This window comes from Enterococcus sp. BWT-B8 (genome assembly GCF_020567625.1).
Lineage (GTDB): Bacteria > Bacillota > Bacilli > Lactobacillales > Enterococcaceae > Enterococcus_L.
The window spans coordinates 107,552-123,557 of the sequence record NZ_JAJDJV010000011.1; the positions used below are offsets into that span (position 1 = coordinate 107,552).

Genomic DNA, 16,006 nt, shown 5'->3' on the forward strand with positions numbered 1-16,006 from the left:
ACCAAGCTTATTTGGAAACCGAGCAAAAATAAAAAACCGAGCTTGGCTTGCTCGGTTTTTCTGTGTGACAAAACTATATGATATGCTTAAATATGGATTGGCAAACCTAAAGCCAATTCAGAAGCATCCATAACAATTTCACCTAGAGATGGGTGAGGATGGATAGTCAATGCAATATCTTCTGCATTCATACCGGATTCTACTGCCAGTGCCATTTCAGAAATCATGTCACTTGCTCCTACTCCGGCAATCTGTGCGCCAATAATCACATTTCCCTCTACTGTAGTAACCAGACGTACAAATCCTTCTGTTTTACCTAAAGAAATAGCACGCCCATTACCTGCGAATGGGAATTTATAGCCTTTCGCTTCAATTCCAGCTTCTTTCGCTTCAGCCACTGTCATACCAACAGATGCCAATTCAGGATCTGTAAAGGCCACAGCCGGCATTGCTTTATAGTCAACGGCTACTTTTTTACCGGAAATTGCTTCTGCAGCAATTTTAGCTTCATAGCTTGCTTTGTGTGCAAGAGCAGCGCCCGGTACGATATCACCAATTGCAAAAATGTTTGATACATTGGTGCGGCCCTGTTTATCAACATTGATTAAGCCGCGTTCGCCAATCTCAACACCAGCCTGTTCAAGACCCAAATCTTCAGTGTTTGCCCGACGACCTACAGTTACCATTACATAATCAGCAGTGACAGATTCTTCCTTTCCATCCACTTCATATTTCACAGTCACACTGTCACCATTGTCAATGGCTTCTTTCGCCATTGCAGAAGTCACAATCTTAACGCCTTTTTTCTCGAAATCATCAACCACAATTTTAACCATGTCTTTTTCATATGTTGGTAAAATTGAAGGCGTTCCTTCAATTATTGTAACTTCAGAACCTAGGTTTGCATATGCTCCGCCCAATTCAGCACCGATAACACCGCCGCCGATAATCACGAATTTTTTCGGAACTTCTTTTAAGTTCAAACCGCCTGTTGAGTCCAGTACACGCCCGCCAAACTTAAAGCCCGGGATTTCTATCGGACGAGAGCCTGTAGCAACAATCGCATTGTTGAAAGAATACGTTTGAGCAGAATCAGGATGAATCACACGCAAGGTATGATCGTCTACAAAGAATGCTTCGCCTTCAATAATTTCCACTTTGTGTTTCTTCAACAGCATACCAACACCGGAAGTCAATGTCTTTACGACCTTATTGTCTTTCCATTCCTGTGTTTTTGTAAAATCAAGTTTTACATTTTCACTGGTAATACCAAATAGTGTTGAGTCCAGTGATTCCTGATAATGGTGACCCGCTGCGATCAGCGCTTTGGACGGAATACATCCAACATTCAAGCAGACACCGCCAATAAACTCGCGTTCAATGATGGCAACTTTCTGTCCCATTTCAGCAGCACGGATGGCAGCTACATAGCCGCCAGGTCCCGCACCGATTACAACTGTATCTAATTCAATGGCAAAATCTCCTACTACCATTTGTTAATCATCCTTCCATCAAAAGTAATTCAGGGTCAGCCAATAAACGTTTGATGTTGTTCATCGCTTTTTGAGCAGTTGCTCCATCAACGATTCGATGATCAAAGCTTAGTGACAATTTCATTACGCGTCCAACAACGATTTCTCCATCTGCATTCACTACAGGCTGTTGAGCAATTGTACCCACGCCCAAGATCGCTACTTCAGGGTAATTGATAACTGGAGTGAACCAGCCGCCGCCGACTGAACCGATATTACTGATTGTAATTGATCCATCACGCATATCCTGAGCTGCTAATTTACCATCATGAGCAAGCGCTGCTTTTTCATTGATTTCATCAGCAATCGCAAACATACTCTTTGTATTTGCGTTTTTAACATTTGGTACATACAAGCCATGATCTGTATCAGTAGCAATACCGATATTGAAATAATGTTTGTATACAATTTCCTGCTTTGCATCATCAATTGATGCATTTAAGACAGGGAACTTTTGAGCTGTTGCTGTCAATGCTTTAACAACATACGGCAGGAATGTTAACTTCGTACCATTTTCAGCAGCAACATCTTTAAACTTCTTGCGGTGATCCCACAGCTTAGATACCTCCACTTCATCATGCAGCGTAACATGAGGAGCTGTATGCTTGCTGTTGACCATTGCTTTGGCAATTGCTTTACGTGTTGGTGTCATCGCTTCACGCGTTTCCATTTCTCCCAAGTTTGAAGTAAATGGTTGAGCAGGTTTCACCGGAGCTGCAGCTGGTGCCGCTGTTTCTTTCACGGCGTTTGCTTCTACTGCTGCAGAAGTTGAGACCGCAGGCGCTGAACCTCCATTAGTCAAGAAGTTGTCGATGTCCTCTTTGACCACACGTCCGCCTTTTCCTGTTGCAGCAATTTGTGTAATATCTACGTCTTTTTCTCGGGCATATTGACGAACAGAAGGCATTGCCAATACACGTTTATTAGGATCGGCAGCTGTAACAACGTCAGAAGACGCTGCAGGCGCTGCTTCTGTTTTAGATTCTGTCGAGGCTGTTGCAGGAACACTTGCTGGTGCAGCATTATGTCCCGGTGCATCAATCTCAACCAGTACATCGCCGACATTGGCTATTGTGCCTTCAGAAACAACAATGTTTTTCACTGTTCCTGTCACTGGTGACGGAATTTCTTCTACTGATTTGTCATTTTGCACTTCCAATAATGTATCATCTTCATTAATTGTATCGCCGGCTTTTACAAACCACTTAACGATTTCTCCTTCAGCAATTCCTTCACCAATATCCGGTAATTTGAATTGGAAGACCCCTTCGCCTGAACCAGATGATTCTGCCGGAGCTGCAGGCTGTGCTGGTGTTTGTTCCTGAGAGGCTGCTCCACTGCTGCCTTCATTGTCTTCATGTCCCGGTGCGTCAATTTCGACCAGTACATCACCGACATTGGCTACTGTGCCTTCGGGAACAACAATATTTTTCACTGTTCCTGTCACTGGTGACGGAATTTCTTCTACTGATTTATCATTTTGTACTTCTAATAATGTATCATCTTCATTAATTGTATCGCCGGCTTTTACAAACCATTTTACGATTTCACCTTCAGCGATTCCTTCACCGATATCCGGTAGTTTAAATTGATAAGCCATCGTTTTTTTCTTCCCTTCTTTACTAATTAAAATTCAACGATTTCTTTCACTTTTGCTTCAATATCAGAAGCATTAGGCAGCCAAATATTTTCCGCTTGACCAAATGGGAAGATGGTATCTGGTGCTGATACACGGCCAATTGGTGCTTGTAGAGAAAGAACAGCTCGTTCTGAAATTTCAGAAACAACTTGTGCAGCTACGCCTGCCTGTTTCTGCGCTTCCTGAACGACAACCACACGGCCTGTTTTTTCAACAGACGCAATAATTGTTTCAATATCAAGAGGAGCTACAGTACGTAAATCGATAATTTCAACAGAAATATTTTCTTTTTCAAGCGTTTCAGCAGCTTTGACTGCTTCACGAACCATGGCACCGTAAGTAATGATAGAAACATCGCTTCCTTCACGGGTAACAGCTGCTTTGTCCAAAGGTACTTCATATGCTTCATCCGGCACTTCCTCACGGAAAGAACGGTACAATTTCATATGTTCAAGGAAAACAACCGGGTCATTACTGCGGATTGAAGAAATCAGCAACCCTTTTGCATCGTATGGATTTGATGGAATAACTACACGTAACCCCGGTGACTGAGCCATCAGTCCTTCCAGATTATCAGAATGGAGTTCGGGAGTGTGTACTCCTCCGCCAAATGGTGAACGAATAGTTACCGGGATATTTCTTGTACCGCTCATACGATAACGAGTACGAGCCATTTGAGCAACTACTGCATCCATTGTTTCAAAAATAAAGCCGAAAAATTGAATTTCAGGAACCGGACGATATCCTTCCAAAGCAAGACCAAACGCCAATCCGCCAATACCAGACTCAGCTAACGGCGTATCAAATACACGATCTTCGCCGAATTTTTCCTGTAAACCTTCTGTCGCACGGAATACACCGCCGTTTTTACCAACATCTTCACCAAAAACCAATACGTTTTCATCATTCTCTAACTCAAGAGCTAGGGCATCAGTAATAGCTTGAATCATTGTTTTTTGTGCCATGATTATTTCGACTCCTTCGCTTCGTAAATTGCAATTTGTTCTTTAATACTTTGTGGTTGTACTTCAAACATATGTTTCAGGAAATGAGAAACTTTTTGTTTGCCCACTTTATCTGCTTCAGAAATTGCTGTTTTAATTTCTTCTTTTGTTTGTTCAATAATTTGTTCTTCTTTTTCTTCAGACCATAATCCCTTTTCAGTAAGATAATTACGGAAACGGATCAATGGATCTTTTTGTTGCCACTCATCGTCCATTTCTTTTGAACGGTAACGAGTTGGGTCATCCCCTGACAATGTATGTGGACCATAACGGTAAGTTAATGTTTCAATTAAGACAGGGCCGTTTCCTTCTGCTGCCCAGTCACGTGCTTCCTTAGCAACTGTGTAAACAGCCAAAGGATCCATTCCATCTACTTGGATACCTGGAATTCCTGCTGCCACTGCTTTTTGTGCCAGCGTTTTAGCCGCTGTTTGTTTTTCACGAGGAGTTGAAATCGCAAAACCATTATTTTGAATGATGAAAACGCCATTTGCCTGATACGCTCCTGCAAAGTTGATTGCTTCATAGAAATCTCCCTGTGAAGAACCGCCGTCACCAGTATAAGTGAAGACAACATTTTTTTTGCCGCGTTTCTTCATACCCAAAGCAACGCCTGCTGCTTGAATGTATTGTGCACCGATAATGATTTGTGGAGGCATAGCATGCAGATCATCTGCGTACATATTTCCTCCGGCATGTCCTCTTGACCATAGGAAAGCTTCTTTTAAAGGAAGACCATGTTGAACCAATTGCGGCACATCACGATATCCAGGTAACAGGTAATCCTCTTTTTCCATAGCGAAATGACTGGCCAATTGACTTGCTTCCTGTCCTGCTGTTGGAGCGTAGAATCCTAAACGTCCCTGACGGTTTAATGCAGTTGAACGTTGATCCAGCACTCTCGACCAAACCATGCGTGTCATTAATTCAACTAATTCCTCATCTGATAAATCCGGAATCAGCTCTTTGTTTACAACTTTCCCATCTTTATCCAGTGCCTGGTAAGTCGGGAACTCTGCGTTGACTTCATCCATTAGCTGATTAAAGTCAATAGGTTTTTTCTTGTTTGCCATTTTGTCACACAATCCTCTCTATTAACAATTCTTTTTTATTTTAGAGAAAAATGAAACAGCATTTAAAACTGTATCATTTTCTCTGCTACGTATACAAATTATCATTTATTTCAAAAAAGAGCAAGTAAATAAACTCAATGAATTCAAAAAGATTTCTAAAAGGAAAAACCCTTATAAAACAGTAACTAGTGATGAATATCACAAGTTTGAAATACATCCTCTCTGTTTCAAATCTGTTTTTAAGTTTTCTCACCTCCTGTTATAGTGTTTTATATCAAAAAATTATAACAGAAGCCTGCCTGTTATATCTTTATACTTATATTGTACTTGCTCATTGTTTAACTTTCCAATGATACCCTTTTCAAAAACAAGTGTTTTTTATCAATTATTTTATATTTCTCCAAAATTTCTGACATTGTCTTTCAACTATTACTTGTGATCCTTATTAAAGTAGTCTTTCAAATTCCTCAGGCAGGAAAGTATTAGCGGCTTATACAAAAATCATAGAACGGAATATCAATTTATCCCTTGGATTGACAGAATTACCTTCGGATTTTGCCGATTAAACAAATAACATCACTTAACCCCTTTGAGATGAAGGGCTACTCCCCGTCTCAGATAGTTTTTAAAAGCAAAAAAGGGACTATGACATAAGTATGTCTGAGATCCCTAAAACCGAATAAACGGTGTTCCAGTCTTTGTATGATTCGAGCATTCGAAGAAGCGTAGAAGCAAAGCCCCTCCATGCTTCGAGGATCGGAACGAAGTGAGAACCGTAGACTCAGAAAAACGGATACAGCGTAATGTTTTGTCTCGAGAATCGTTAGACTCGTAGAGACAGCAGTTCTGGAAATAAGTCGAACTATACTGAAAATATGAGTAGCTATTTTCGTATATTCCGACTTATTTCTTGAGACAGAACACTTCTGTCACAACATATTCTTTTTTAAATCCATTCTTTCGTCAAATGAATGTATAAACGTTTGGCAAATTCGACTGTAATCAGATACAGGATGATGATAGCAAAGAACCATCCCCAGTATGCTGTTGGCAATGCGGTAAATTCGAAAATCTCGCGTAATGGACTGATAACCAGACCGAAACCTAAAAGTATTGCTCCAAGACTTGTCAGAATTACCGGCACAGAAGCCGTACTCTGAATAAACGGCAGTTTGCGTGTCCGCACCATGTGTACAACCAATGTCTGACTGACTAAACCAACCATAAACCAACCCGTCTGGAACAGACTTTGGTTTGCAATCGTGTTTGCCCCAAACACAAACCACATCACCAGATAGGCCATAATATCAAAAATGCTGCTGACAGGTCCGATACAAAGTGTAAATTTAGCTAAGCTCTTGATTTCCCAGCGAACAGGTCTTACTAATTCATCTTCATCCACATTATCCCAGGGGATCGTCAGCTGAGCAACATCATAAATCAGGTTTTGAATCAGCAATTGTATGGAAAGCATCGGCAGGAATGGCAGGAAGGCACTCGCCACTAAAATAGAAAAGACATTCCCAAAGTTCGAGCTGATTGTGATCTTGATATATTTCATCATATTGCTGAAAACTTTTCGGCCTTCAATCACGCCTTCTTCCAGCACATTCAGACTCTTCTCAAGTAAAATAATTGAACTGGCATCTTTAGTAATATCCGCAGCTGTATCAACAGAAATGCCAACATCTGCTTTTCTAAGTGCGGGTGCATCGTTAATACCGTCTCCCATAAAACCAACTGTATGCCCATTTTTCTGAAGTGTTTCAATAATTCGAGATTTTTGCATTGGATTCAGTTTAGCAAACAAATTAGTCAGCTCAACTTCTTTTTCCAATTCCTCATTAGACATTTCATCAATTTCTGATCCCAGTACAACATGAGAAACCTCAATCCCAACATCCCCGCAAACTTTTTTGGCAACAATATCATTATCTCCGGTCAGAACCTTCACATTTACACCGTGCTCGTGCAGTGAACGAATGGCAGTAATTGCAGATTTTTTTGCCGGATCAAGAAATCCCATAAAGCCGATCAGCGTCATATCTTTTTCATCATCCGCACTATATATCGCTTCATTGTGAACATCTTTTTTCAGTGCTACAGCAATAACCCGCATTCCCTGTTCATTCATCTTACGGTTAACATCACGCATTTTCTGACGCAGTTCTTCGGTCAATCCAACAATTTCTCCATTAATTTCTGCATGAGTACAAACAGCTTCCATCTCTTCAACGGCTCCCTTAGTTACCATAAACTGATGTCCATCCGCATTTACAACAACGGTTAACCTTCTTCTCGAGAAATCAAAAGGAATCTCATCCAGTTTTGTCACAGTTTGAAAAGGAGTCTCTCTTTTATTTTCAGTATAGTAATTAATAACAGCTATATCCATCAGATTTTTCCAGCCTGTTTGATAATGAGAGTTCAAAAATGCCATATCCAATACTTGCTTATTCTCATCCCCCAAAGGATTTAAATGCTTCACCAGTACTACGCGATCTTCTGTTATTGTTCCGGTCTTATCTGTACACAGCACATCCATGCTTCCCAGATTTTGAATGGAAGGAAGCTCTTTTACAATGACTTTGTGTTTTGAAAGCATAATGGCTCCCTTTGCCAGATTACTTGTTACAATCATCGGCAGCATTTCCGGCGTTAGTCCGACAGCTACAGCAATTGCAAAGAAAAATGCTTCTCCCCATTCGCCTTTTGTCAAACCATTAATCAAAAACACAATCGGAAACAGAACCATGACCATTCTTAATAAAAATTTGCTGACTTTTGTCAACCCAATATCAAATGATGTTTTTCCTCTTTGTGTCGTTGCGTTTTTAGCAATATCCCCGAAGAATGTATTTTGACCTGTCTTTAAAATAATTGCTTTCCCCTGACCACTCAACACGTCAGTTCCCATAAAGATTAAATCCTGCATATCCAGTGCGGAAATATTTTGCTGATCCTTATCTACACCAGCATCTACAAATTTTTCAACCGGCATGGATTCACCAGTTAACGAGGATTGATTAACAAACAAGTCCTTTGTCCAAATCAGTACAGCATCCGCCGGTATCATATCACCAGTTGCCAGAGTAATAACATCCCCTGGGACCACTTCGTCCATTGGAATTTCTTTCGTATTGCCCTCTCTAGTTACAGCCGTTGTGTTTTCAATCAGTTCTTTCAGCGCAAGGCTGGCTTTTTGAGAACGATATTCTTGAACAAACGTAATAATTACACTAGCTAAAATCATTAACCCCATCACAACAGCTGCTTCGTAGTCTCTTGTTAATGAGGATACGACCATCAGCAAGGCTAAAACAAATACAAAAGGATCTCTAAATGCTTCAATAAACATGATAATTGCCGGTATCGGCTTTTGTGCTGAAACTTCATTGGGACCAAATTCTTCCAGTCGTTTTACTGCGTCTTCTTCAGATAGCCCCTTTTCAGAGGTCCGCAACTCCATCATTAATTCTCTTTCAGAGAGCATTGCCAGTTTTTTCAATTGCTGTTCTTTTGTTTCTTTTCTCAATTCTGTTACTCTTTTATTTGTCATCATTGTTCTTTCCTCCAACTCCTTCACTCGACTGAAAGGAAAGAAGCCTAACTAACCTTTTCCAGTTAAGTGAAGATTATTTTTGCTCCACCTCTGATGTGGGTCTTCCATGATAATCTTCCCTTCTGTTTTTTTATTGACTGTTCGTTAAATTTTTTGAAAATGACTGTCAGGTCCTTCGCTTCTTTCAAAGCGCCTCATGTCCATGGTACTTCCATCTGCTGAGAAACACAATTATTTGGTAACCCTGAAGCCGCTAAGCTTTTGGTCTCCTGTTCCAAATAAAAAATACAGCTTTTTGTTCAGCCTGTAAGTCCTGAAACATAAAAAACGCATACCCAACAATAGAGCATGCGATAAACAGCATAAATATATTCTCCATCGTTGAGCTTTAGCACTATATGGCGTAGATAATTTCTTATCAGCTGCATTATGAATGACCTTCACGATCATTCCTGTTCTACCAGCTAAGAGTCTCTCGAATCTTTCGCGGCAGCAGCATATTTCCATATAGGAGCCTCACCTAACAATTCATTATTCAAATTTTTAACCAAACTCATCATAAATGATTCGCCCATAAAAGTCAAAACAAATACGCCTGCTAAATAGCAAATCTTGTTCTATTTTATTCAGGATAACTCAATGAAACTTTTGAATATTATACTCAAAATAACGAGCTGATTTTCCTGTAAGCAGTTTTATTATCTCTGCTTTAATCGAAGCACAGTCTGCCTTGCTCATGCTGATAAAAACAAATGAAGAAATAAATCATAGCTTATCAACGATTTTAGGAGAAATTTTCTTGTCGCTATAAAAACACAACGAAGGATGAATTAATACTTTCTCATCACAATTATTTTCGAAATAATAACCGAAGATAACTGCACTTTTAAGAAAACTTCAAAACAGAATTTACAATCTGTCCATAGCCTTTGAATGGATACGTAATCTTAACAACTCCTTCTTGTGTATCACCGATACCAGAAAAAAGCTCACAATTCTCATCATCATGATAAATCATCCCTGAAGGGAAGCAACAATCTTTTAAATGTTCCCGTTTTGCAGGTCCTTCCGGGTAGCTCTTCCTTGTTGCAATAATTTTGTAATCGTCAACCGCTAAAGTAAGTGGATCAAAAACAAAAGACATGACTGTATAAACACTTTGTTCTTCTTCAAGATAAGATAAATGCCCGATTACACCGATTTTATTTGTATCCAATAAAAAAACCTGATTGACCCCACCCCATTCCAGATTCCCAAACAAATCTGGCAGGATCTTGGCATTAGCAATTTTTTCAGCGGTCAATTCATCTAAATGATCAATGATCGTAAAACCAATTAGTGCCTCACTGCCATATTCTTTAATTAACTGTTTATCTCTAGGACGTGAAAAAACACCAATACGACCATCTGCTAATTGGACAATCCGAATATCCTTCATATTTCGCGGACCAGTAGTAAAGTATTTAAGATCGTTTAGAGCCTGTCCATAATAAAAATAACCAAAATAAGCTTCCAATTTATCTTCTTTTTTTACTTGAACATGAGTACCTCCCATAACAAGGTTGTTGTCAATCTTGGCAATATAAGGATCCTCTAATTGATAAACCATTGAATCTTCAACTAGCTTCCAACAATTTTTTTCAACCTTCTCGAATAGACGTACCCAGGATCGCATCCATTCACTTCGACGCTCTACTCGTCCAAAAAGATACCACTTATCCTCATAGTTAAAAGGTTGAGAACAATTATAAACATCAAAACCATCAACACCTTTAAAACGAAGAATTTCTGTTTCTGATTTTTGCTGCTCAGCTTCAAATAGCTGCTTTCTTTGTAATGCATTCATAATGACCTCCATCTTGACTCGCTCCGCTCTTCGAGTCAAATAGTTGATAAAAAACGGATGCGGATATTCGTTTATAATATAAAGCAGTAATGAATCTGCTAAAAAAGGACATCTGTCAGATCACTAGGTCCTCCTTATATTTGAACAAGCTGATGGAATGCAGCTTGTAGAGCCTTCATATTTTCATTGGCTTTTTCCTGTGTTGGTGCATTGACCGAATAATAAATTTTAAACTTCGGCTCAGTTCCAGATGGTCGAACGCACACCCAAAAATTATGTTTAAAGACGAACCTCAAAACGTTGGATTTAGGTAAAAGAAGCTTTTCTTGAGTTCCCTTGACTAAATCAACTTTCAAGGCTGATACGTAATCTTCTTTTACAATTAATTCAAAATCAGCTAAAGAAGTGAATTCTTTTTCTCGCAAATTTTCTACCAATTGGTTCATCTGATTAATCCCATTTTTTCTTATAAATTCTTTCGTTTCCAAAACTTCTTCATAATAGCCATATTCCTCATATATCATGTTCAAACGATCAATAAGATTACTATTTGAAAGCTGACAATCTAATGCCGCTTCAGCTAAGAGAACGGCTGCCTGAATTGCATCTTTATCTCGTACAAATGGTTCAATCAAATACCCATAGCTCTCTTCATAGCCAAATAAAAAGCGTTTATCATTTTGCTCTTCTGATAATTCAATTTGTTCACCAATAAACTTAAAGCCAGTAAGAGTGTTTCTGACTTGAATACCATTTGCTTCAGCGATTTTTACGCCTAAATCCGAAGTTACAATCGTTTTTGCCAAAAAGTAATCTGCTAAATTTTCCCCTTTTCGCTTTTTTTCCTTGATGAGATAGTCCAGTAATAAAGTACCGATTTGATTCCCATTTAAATAGATTGGCTTCCCATCTTTAAAGACAATAACACCTAAACGGTCTGCATCAGGATCTGTCGCAATTACCAGATCAGATTGATTTTTTAAAGCTTGTTTCAATGCTAGCTCAAAAGCATCAGGATCTTCTGGATTCGGGGATTTTACTGTAGAAAAATCCGGATCTGGGAATTCCTGTTCCTTCACTAACTTCAAATTTGAAAATCCTATTCGTTTGAATGCCTGACTAACCAAGATTCTTCCTGTCCCATGCAAGGGTGTATAAACGATTTTCAATTGGGAACCAAACATGTTTACTTTTTCATAGTTTTGGGTCACCAAACGTAGATTTTCCAAATACCATTCATCTGCCTCTGAAGAAAACACCTCAATCAGCCCTTCAGAAATATATTCCGTTAATAAATCCGCTTGAATTGATAACTCATTGGTTATTTCCTCCAGAATAGCTGTCAAACGTGCCGCTGTTTCTAAAGTTATCTGACCGCCATCTTGTCCGTATACCTTAAAACCATTGTATTGTTTTGGATTGTGGCTGGCAGTGATCATCACACCCGCAAAAGCCTGATAATGTCGAACCAAAAACGATAATTCGGGCGTTGGGCGCAATTGGTCGGATAAATAAACTTTGATTCCTTTAGATGCTAAAATTCGAGCAGTCCATCTTGCAAAAAGGTCGGAAAGATGCCGATTGTCATAAGAAATGACCACCCCTCTTTCAGCTGAGTGGTCATCAGATTCTAAAATATATTTTGCAAGACCTAGTGCAACACGTTTAATAGTATAGATATTGATCCGATTCGTTCCTACACCCAATTCTCCGCGCATCCCACCAGTTCCAAATTCCGGATAGCGGTAAAAACGCTCTTCTAGATCAGCTGGATTTGAAAGAGCAGCTAATTGCTCTTTCAAATCCAACTCTAAACTCTGAAACTTCTGCCATTCCTGCAATTTTGTCTGCCACTCCATCTCTATCCCTCTTTTGCCTGTTGAATGATTTCGCTGATAGAAAGTGTACAACCAGCCATAGAAGTATCTGCCACTCCGTAATACATAGTCAAGCGATCTTCATCAACAATACCACCACAACCAAATACTACATCACCAAAGAAGCCGTTTTTTTCATATTCAGCTTCCGGCTCCATAATCGGCTTTTGCGAACGAGCAATTACCTTCGTAGGATCATTCAAATCCAGTAACACTGCTCCCATACAATAACGATGCTCAGATGTTGCTCCATGATAGATAACTAACCAACCAGCTTTAGTTTTGACAGGGACCAACCCACCGCCAATCCGACCACTATCCCACTCTGTTTTTCTGATTCCTAAAAGATGTTTGTGATTTCCCCAGCTGACTAAGTCCGGTGAAGAAGCTATCCAAATGTCATAATTCCCGATACTTTTCAAAGAAGGTCGGTGTAAAGCATAATAGTTATCATTAATTTTTTCTGGAAAAATCAGCACATCTTTATTTTCTGGTGCAAAGATATTTCCTAAATCCTGATAATTTTTAAAGTCCTTTGTTGAAACTAGCGAATCACACACACCGACAGGAGAAACTGAACTAAAATTAATGTAATATGTATCATCAATCTTAGTACAACGAGCATCCTCAATCCCATAGCTTTGATACTCATTAAAAGGATATAAAAATGCATCATCGTCAATCATAAAATGATGCCCGTCTTTACTACGCGCAATTCGAATGTAAGATAGGGATGTTAAATAAATGAAGCTATCTAACTTATCTTTTTTGCGGATCATTCGGGGATCTTCAAAATCATAATCTGGATCATTATAATCAAATTCTACAATCTTCATTTGCTTGGTCCCAGTATCATAAACAGGTGCTTTAATTATATTTGGATCTTCAGAAATTGGGCGTTCTGCAACTCTTAATAAAAGCAGTACTTCACCATTGTATTCTGCTACTCCGCCGTTAAAGGCACCGATAACTTCATACCCCTCATGTAATGGCTTCACATCAGCTGGTGTGATTAATGGATTTTCTATAAAACGTTCTATTTTCATGTCAATAACCTCTATTTAAATGGATTTTCAATCTCTATTTTTTGTGCACCGGCATCGCTGATACCGACATATAAAACTGCTCGCTCTCCATGCAGCTGAATGCCGCCGCTAAAAACAACATCTACTAAGTCAGGACGCTTAGCTGGTCCGTCAATAAAGTCCCTTCTTTCAGCAATGATCTTCGCTTCACACATAGCTTTATTTTCAATATCCACCTTGAAGCTCATTGCGTAATAATGACGATTCCCATCTACATCAAAGTTGGCGATATGACCTAAAATCCAGATATCTTCGTTGATTTGATGAATCTCATTTCCACCGCCCCACTCTTCATCGCAAAACTGATTAGACAAAAGTGGTGCATCCTCAATCATCTGAATCGTCAAATTACTGAATTGATCAATAATACAGAAGCCAATTTTCCCACGACCGCCTTTTTCACCTTGCGAACGAGTCAACACTAAAATTCGCCCATCAGCTTGCTGCTTCAATCGTAAATCTTTCATTCCCCAAGGACCTTCAAAAACTTTATATGCTTCTGAAATAGAGTCCAACTGATAAAATACCGTTCGCCACTTTGCTTTTCCATTATCAAAAAAAACCGCTTCGACTCCTCCCAAAATAATTTTCCCATCAATTCTTGTGTAAAAAGGGTCTTGAAGAGCTAAATCAATCCCGACATCGAGCTTTTCCCAAACACTATCATTGACTTCCTTGAACAAATTGATATGCGAATGCTCATCATCACGAGATTCTACACGTCCGGCAATAACTTCTTGTCCATTCAAATCAAATGGTGCTGTAATATTGTAAACATCTCGACCACCAACACCTAGAAAGTTTAAGACTGCTGCTTTTTTATTTGTATTTTTTTTTCGATACTCTGTTAATAATTCTTTTGTATAAATCACTACTCTACCCTTCCTATCCAACAAGCTTTTGCCAAAATTCGATATCTTTTATTTGTCTTATTTATTAATTCAGCTCCAAAAAGTATTTGCAGCTTTCCTTCTATTGTTAATTCATATTCTCTATCATCAAAATTCAAAACCACTAAAATATCATCCACTCGATAAGAAAGGCATTTCTCATCCAAAAAAATAGCTGTAATTCTATTAAAGGGACCCTCTTGATATCGTAATTGGATTAGACTGCGATACCACTCCGCTAATTCCAGGCTGTCTTCATTCTCAGAACATTTGCCAATCCAATTATTGGGTGCATCATTCCAAAGCATCATTCCGCGTGAACGATCTCTATTCACCTTATTTGCCTCTTTAAGAGCTGCTTCTTCTGTCATTGATTCCAACATTTCTTGATACTTATTCTTCGCTTGAATATCTCGGATATCTTCGATTTGAGCAGGTATAAAATCACCAATTCCCAACTCTTCTCCCTGATATAAAAATGGAATTCCCCTATTGATCAATACAAAAACTGCTAATAGTTTATACAACTCTTTATCCTCTTGTACCAATCGATTCCATGAACGACTCATATCATGACTGTTAAAAAACAGAGTTGGCAAGCTATCCATATAAAGAGAATTAATCGCCTCAAATGCTTTTTTTATTTTTTCAAGATCAAAACTATCTTGACTGCCAAGATCAAAATTAAAGGCTGTATCAAATAGCTCTCCACCAACATAACTGGAAATTTTCATCAGCTCATCAGAGCTAATCTCCGCAACAGTAAACAATTCAGAATTATACGATTTTACAAATTGATTAATTTCTTTCAGAATTTTCTTAGTTCCTTCTTGATCTACATCAAATTTATGGAGCTGATTCCCCGTTGAATCATTGGGATTATCTGGAAAGTCAGCCGAAGCAGACAAATTATTGATAACATCAAAGCGGAACCCATCAATACCTTTATGAAGCCAGAAATCAAGCACTTGGAAAATTGCTGTTTTCACCTCAGGATTTCTCCAGTTCAAATCGGCCTGTTCTTTAGCAAAGCTGTGATAATAATATTGATTGGTACAAGAGTCAAAGTTCCAAGCAGATCCACCAAAAAAACTTTCCCAGTTATTAGGCACATCCCGCCAAATATACCAGTCACGTTTCAAGCTGGTACGATCTTTTGCAGCTTCTACAAACCACGGATGCTCAGTTGAGGTGTGATTAAATACTACATCTATAATAATGCGTATTCCCATTTGATGTGCTTCACTGATTAGAAACTGAAGATCATCCAGAGTACCATATTGCTCATCAACACCACAATAGTCGGCAACATCATACCCATTATCAATTTTTGGTGAGGGATAAAATGGTGTTAACCAAATACAATCAACACCTAGATTTTTTAGATAAGGAAGCTTTTCTCTTATTCCTAAAAAATCACCGATCCCGTCTCCGTTACCATCAGCAAAAGACGGTAAATAAATTTCATAAAAAACTGCTTTTTCCCACCACATCAGCT

The 16,006-nt window shown here is 38.9% G+C and carries 10 protein-coding genes and 1 riboswitch; all 10 genes read right to left on the reverse strand.

Annotated features, from left to right (window positions below; genetic code table 11):
* Window positions 1-86 precede the first annotated feature (86 nt).
* The 10 genes from lpdA to LI951_RS11290 all read right to left on the reverse strand — a co-directional run bounded on the left by lpdA (window position 87) and on the right by LI951_RS11290 (window position 16,001).
* The gene (gene lpdA / locus LI951_RS11245; RefSeq protein WP_229442244.1) at window positions 87-1,493 is read right to left on the reverse strand and encodes a dihydrolipoyl dehydrogenase; all 1,407 of its coding nucleotides are present in this window, start codon (window positions 1,491-1,493) and stop codon (window positions 87-89) included.
* 7 nt (window positions 1,494-1,500) lie between these two features.
* The gene (locus tag LI951_RS11250; RefSeq protein WP_229442245.1) at window positions 1,501-3,132 is read right to left on the reverse strand and encodes a dihydrolipoyllysine-residue acetyltransferase; all 1,632 of its coding nucleotides are present in this window, start codon (window positions 3,130-3,132) and stop codon (window positions 1,501-1,503) included.
* Window positions 3,133-3,158: 26 nt separating this feature from the next.
* Window positions 3,159-4,136 carry an alpha-ketoacid dehydrogenase subunit beta gene (locus LI951_RS11255; protein ID WP_202067396.1) on the reverse strand — a complete coding sequence of 326 codons (978 nt, stop codon included), beginning with the start codon at window positions 4,134-4,136 and terminating at the stop codon, window positions 3,159-3,161.
* Window positions 4,137-4,138: 2 nt separating this feature from the next.
* The gene (gene pdhA / locus LI951_RS11260) at window positions 4,139-5,248 is read right to left on the reverse strand and encodes a pyruvate dehydrogenase (acetyl-transferring) E1 component subunit alpha (RefSeq protein WP_202067397.1); all 1,110 of its coding nucleotides are present in this window, start codon (window positions 5,246-5,248) and stop codon (window positions 4,139-4,141) included.
* A gap of 946 nt (window positions 5,249-6,194) precedes the next feature.
* Window positions 6,195-8,807 (reverse strand): magnesium-translocating P-type ATPase, encoded by a 2,613-nt coding sequence (gene mgtA / locus LI951_RS11265; protein ID WP_229442258.1) that lies wholly within the window; start codon window positions 8,805-8,807, stop codon window positions 6,195-6,197.
* Between the two features lie 368 nt (window positions 8,808-9,175).
* Window positions 9,176-9,345: riboswitch (M-box (ykoK) riboswitch) on the reverse strand.
* A 351-nt stretch (window positions 9,346-9,696) separates the two neighbouring features.
* On the reverse strand, window positions 9,697-10,656 hold the full coding sequence (locus LI951_RS11270) for a DUF1861 family protein (protein WP_229442246.1): 960 nt from the start codon (window positions 10,654-10,656) through the stop codon (window positions 9,697-9,699).
* A 134-nt stretch (window positions 10,657-10,790) separates the two neighbouring features.
* A complete protein-coding gene (locus LI951_RS11275; protein WP_229442247.1) occupies window positions 10,791-12,515 on the reverse strand; it encodes a phospho-sugar mutase in 1,725 nt (574 codons plus the stop codon).
* 2 nt (window positions 12,516-12,517) lie between these two features.
* Window positions 12,518-13,579 carry a glycoside hydrolase family 130 protein gene (locus tag LI951_RS11280; RefSeq protein WP_229442248.1) on the reverse strand — a complete coding sequence of 354 codons (1,062 nt, stop codon included), beginning with the start codon at window positions 13,577-13,579 and terminating at the stop codon, window positions 12,518-12,520.
* An 11-nt stretch (window positions 13,580-13,590) separates the two neighbouring features.
* A complete protein-coding gene (locus LI951_RS11285; protein WP_229442249.1) occupies window positions 13,591-14,490 on the reverse strand; it encodes a DUF1861 family protein in 900 nt (299 codons plus the stop codon).
* Complete coding sequence (locus LI951_RS11290; protein WP_202067402.1) at window positions 14,490-16,001, reverse strand: alpha-amylase family glycosyl hydrolase; 1,512 nt, start codon at window positions 15,999-16,001, stop codon at window positions 14,490-14,492. Before LI951_RS11290 ends, LI951_RS11285 begins: the two co-directional genes overlap by 1 nt.
* Window positions 16,002-16,006: the final 5 nt, after the last annotated feature.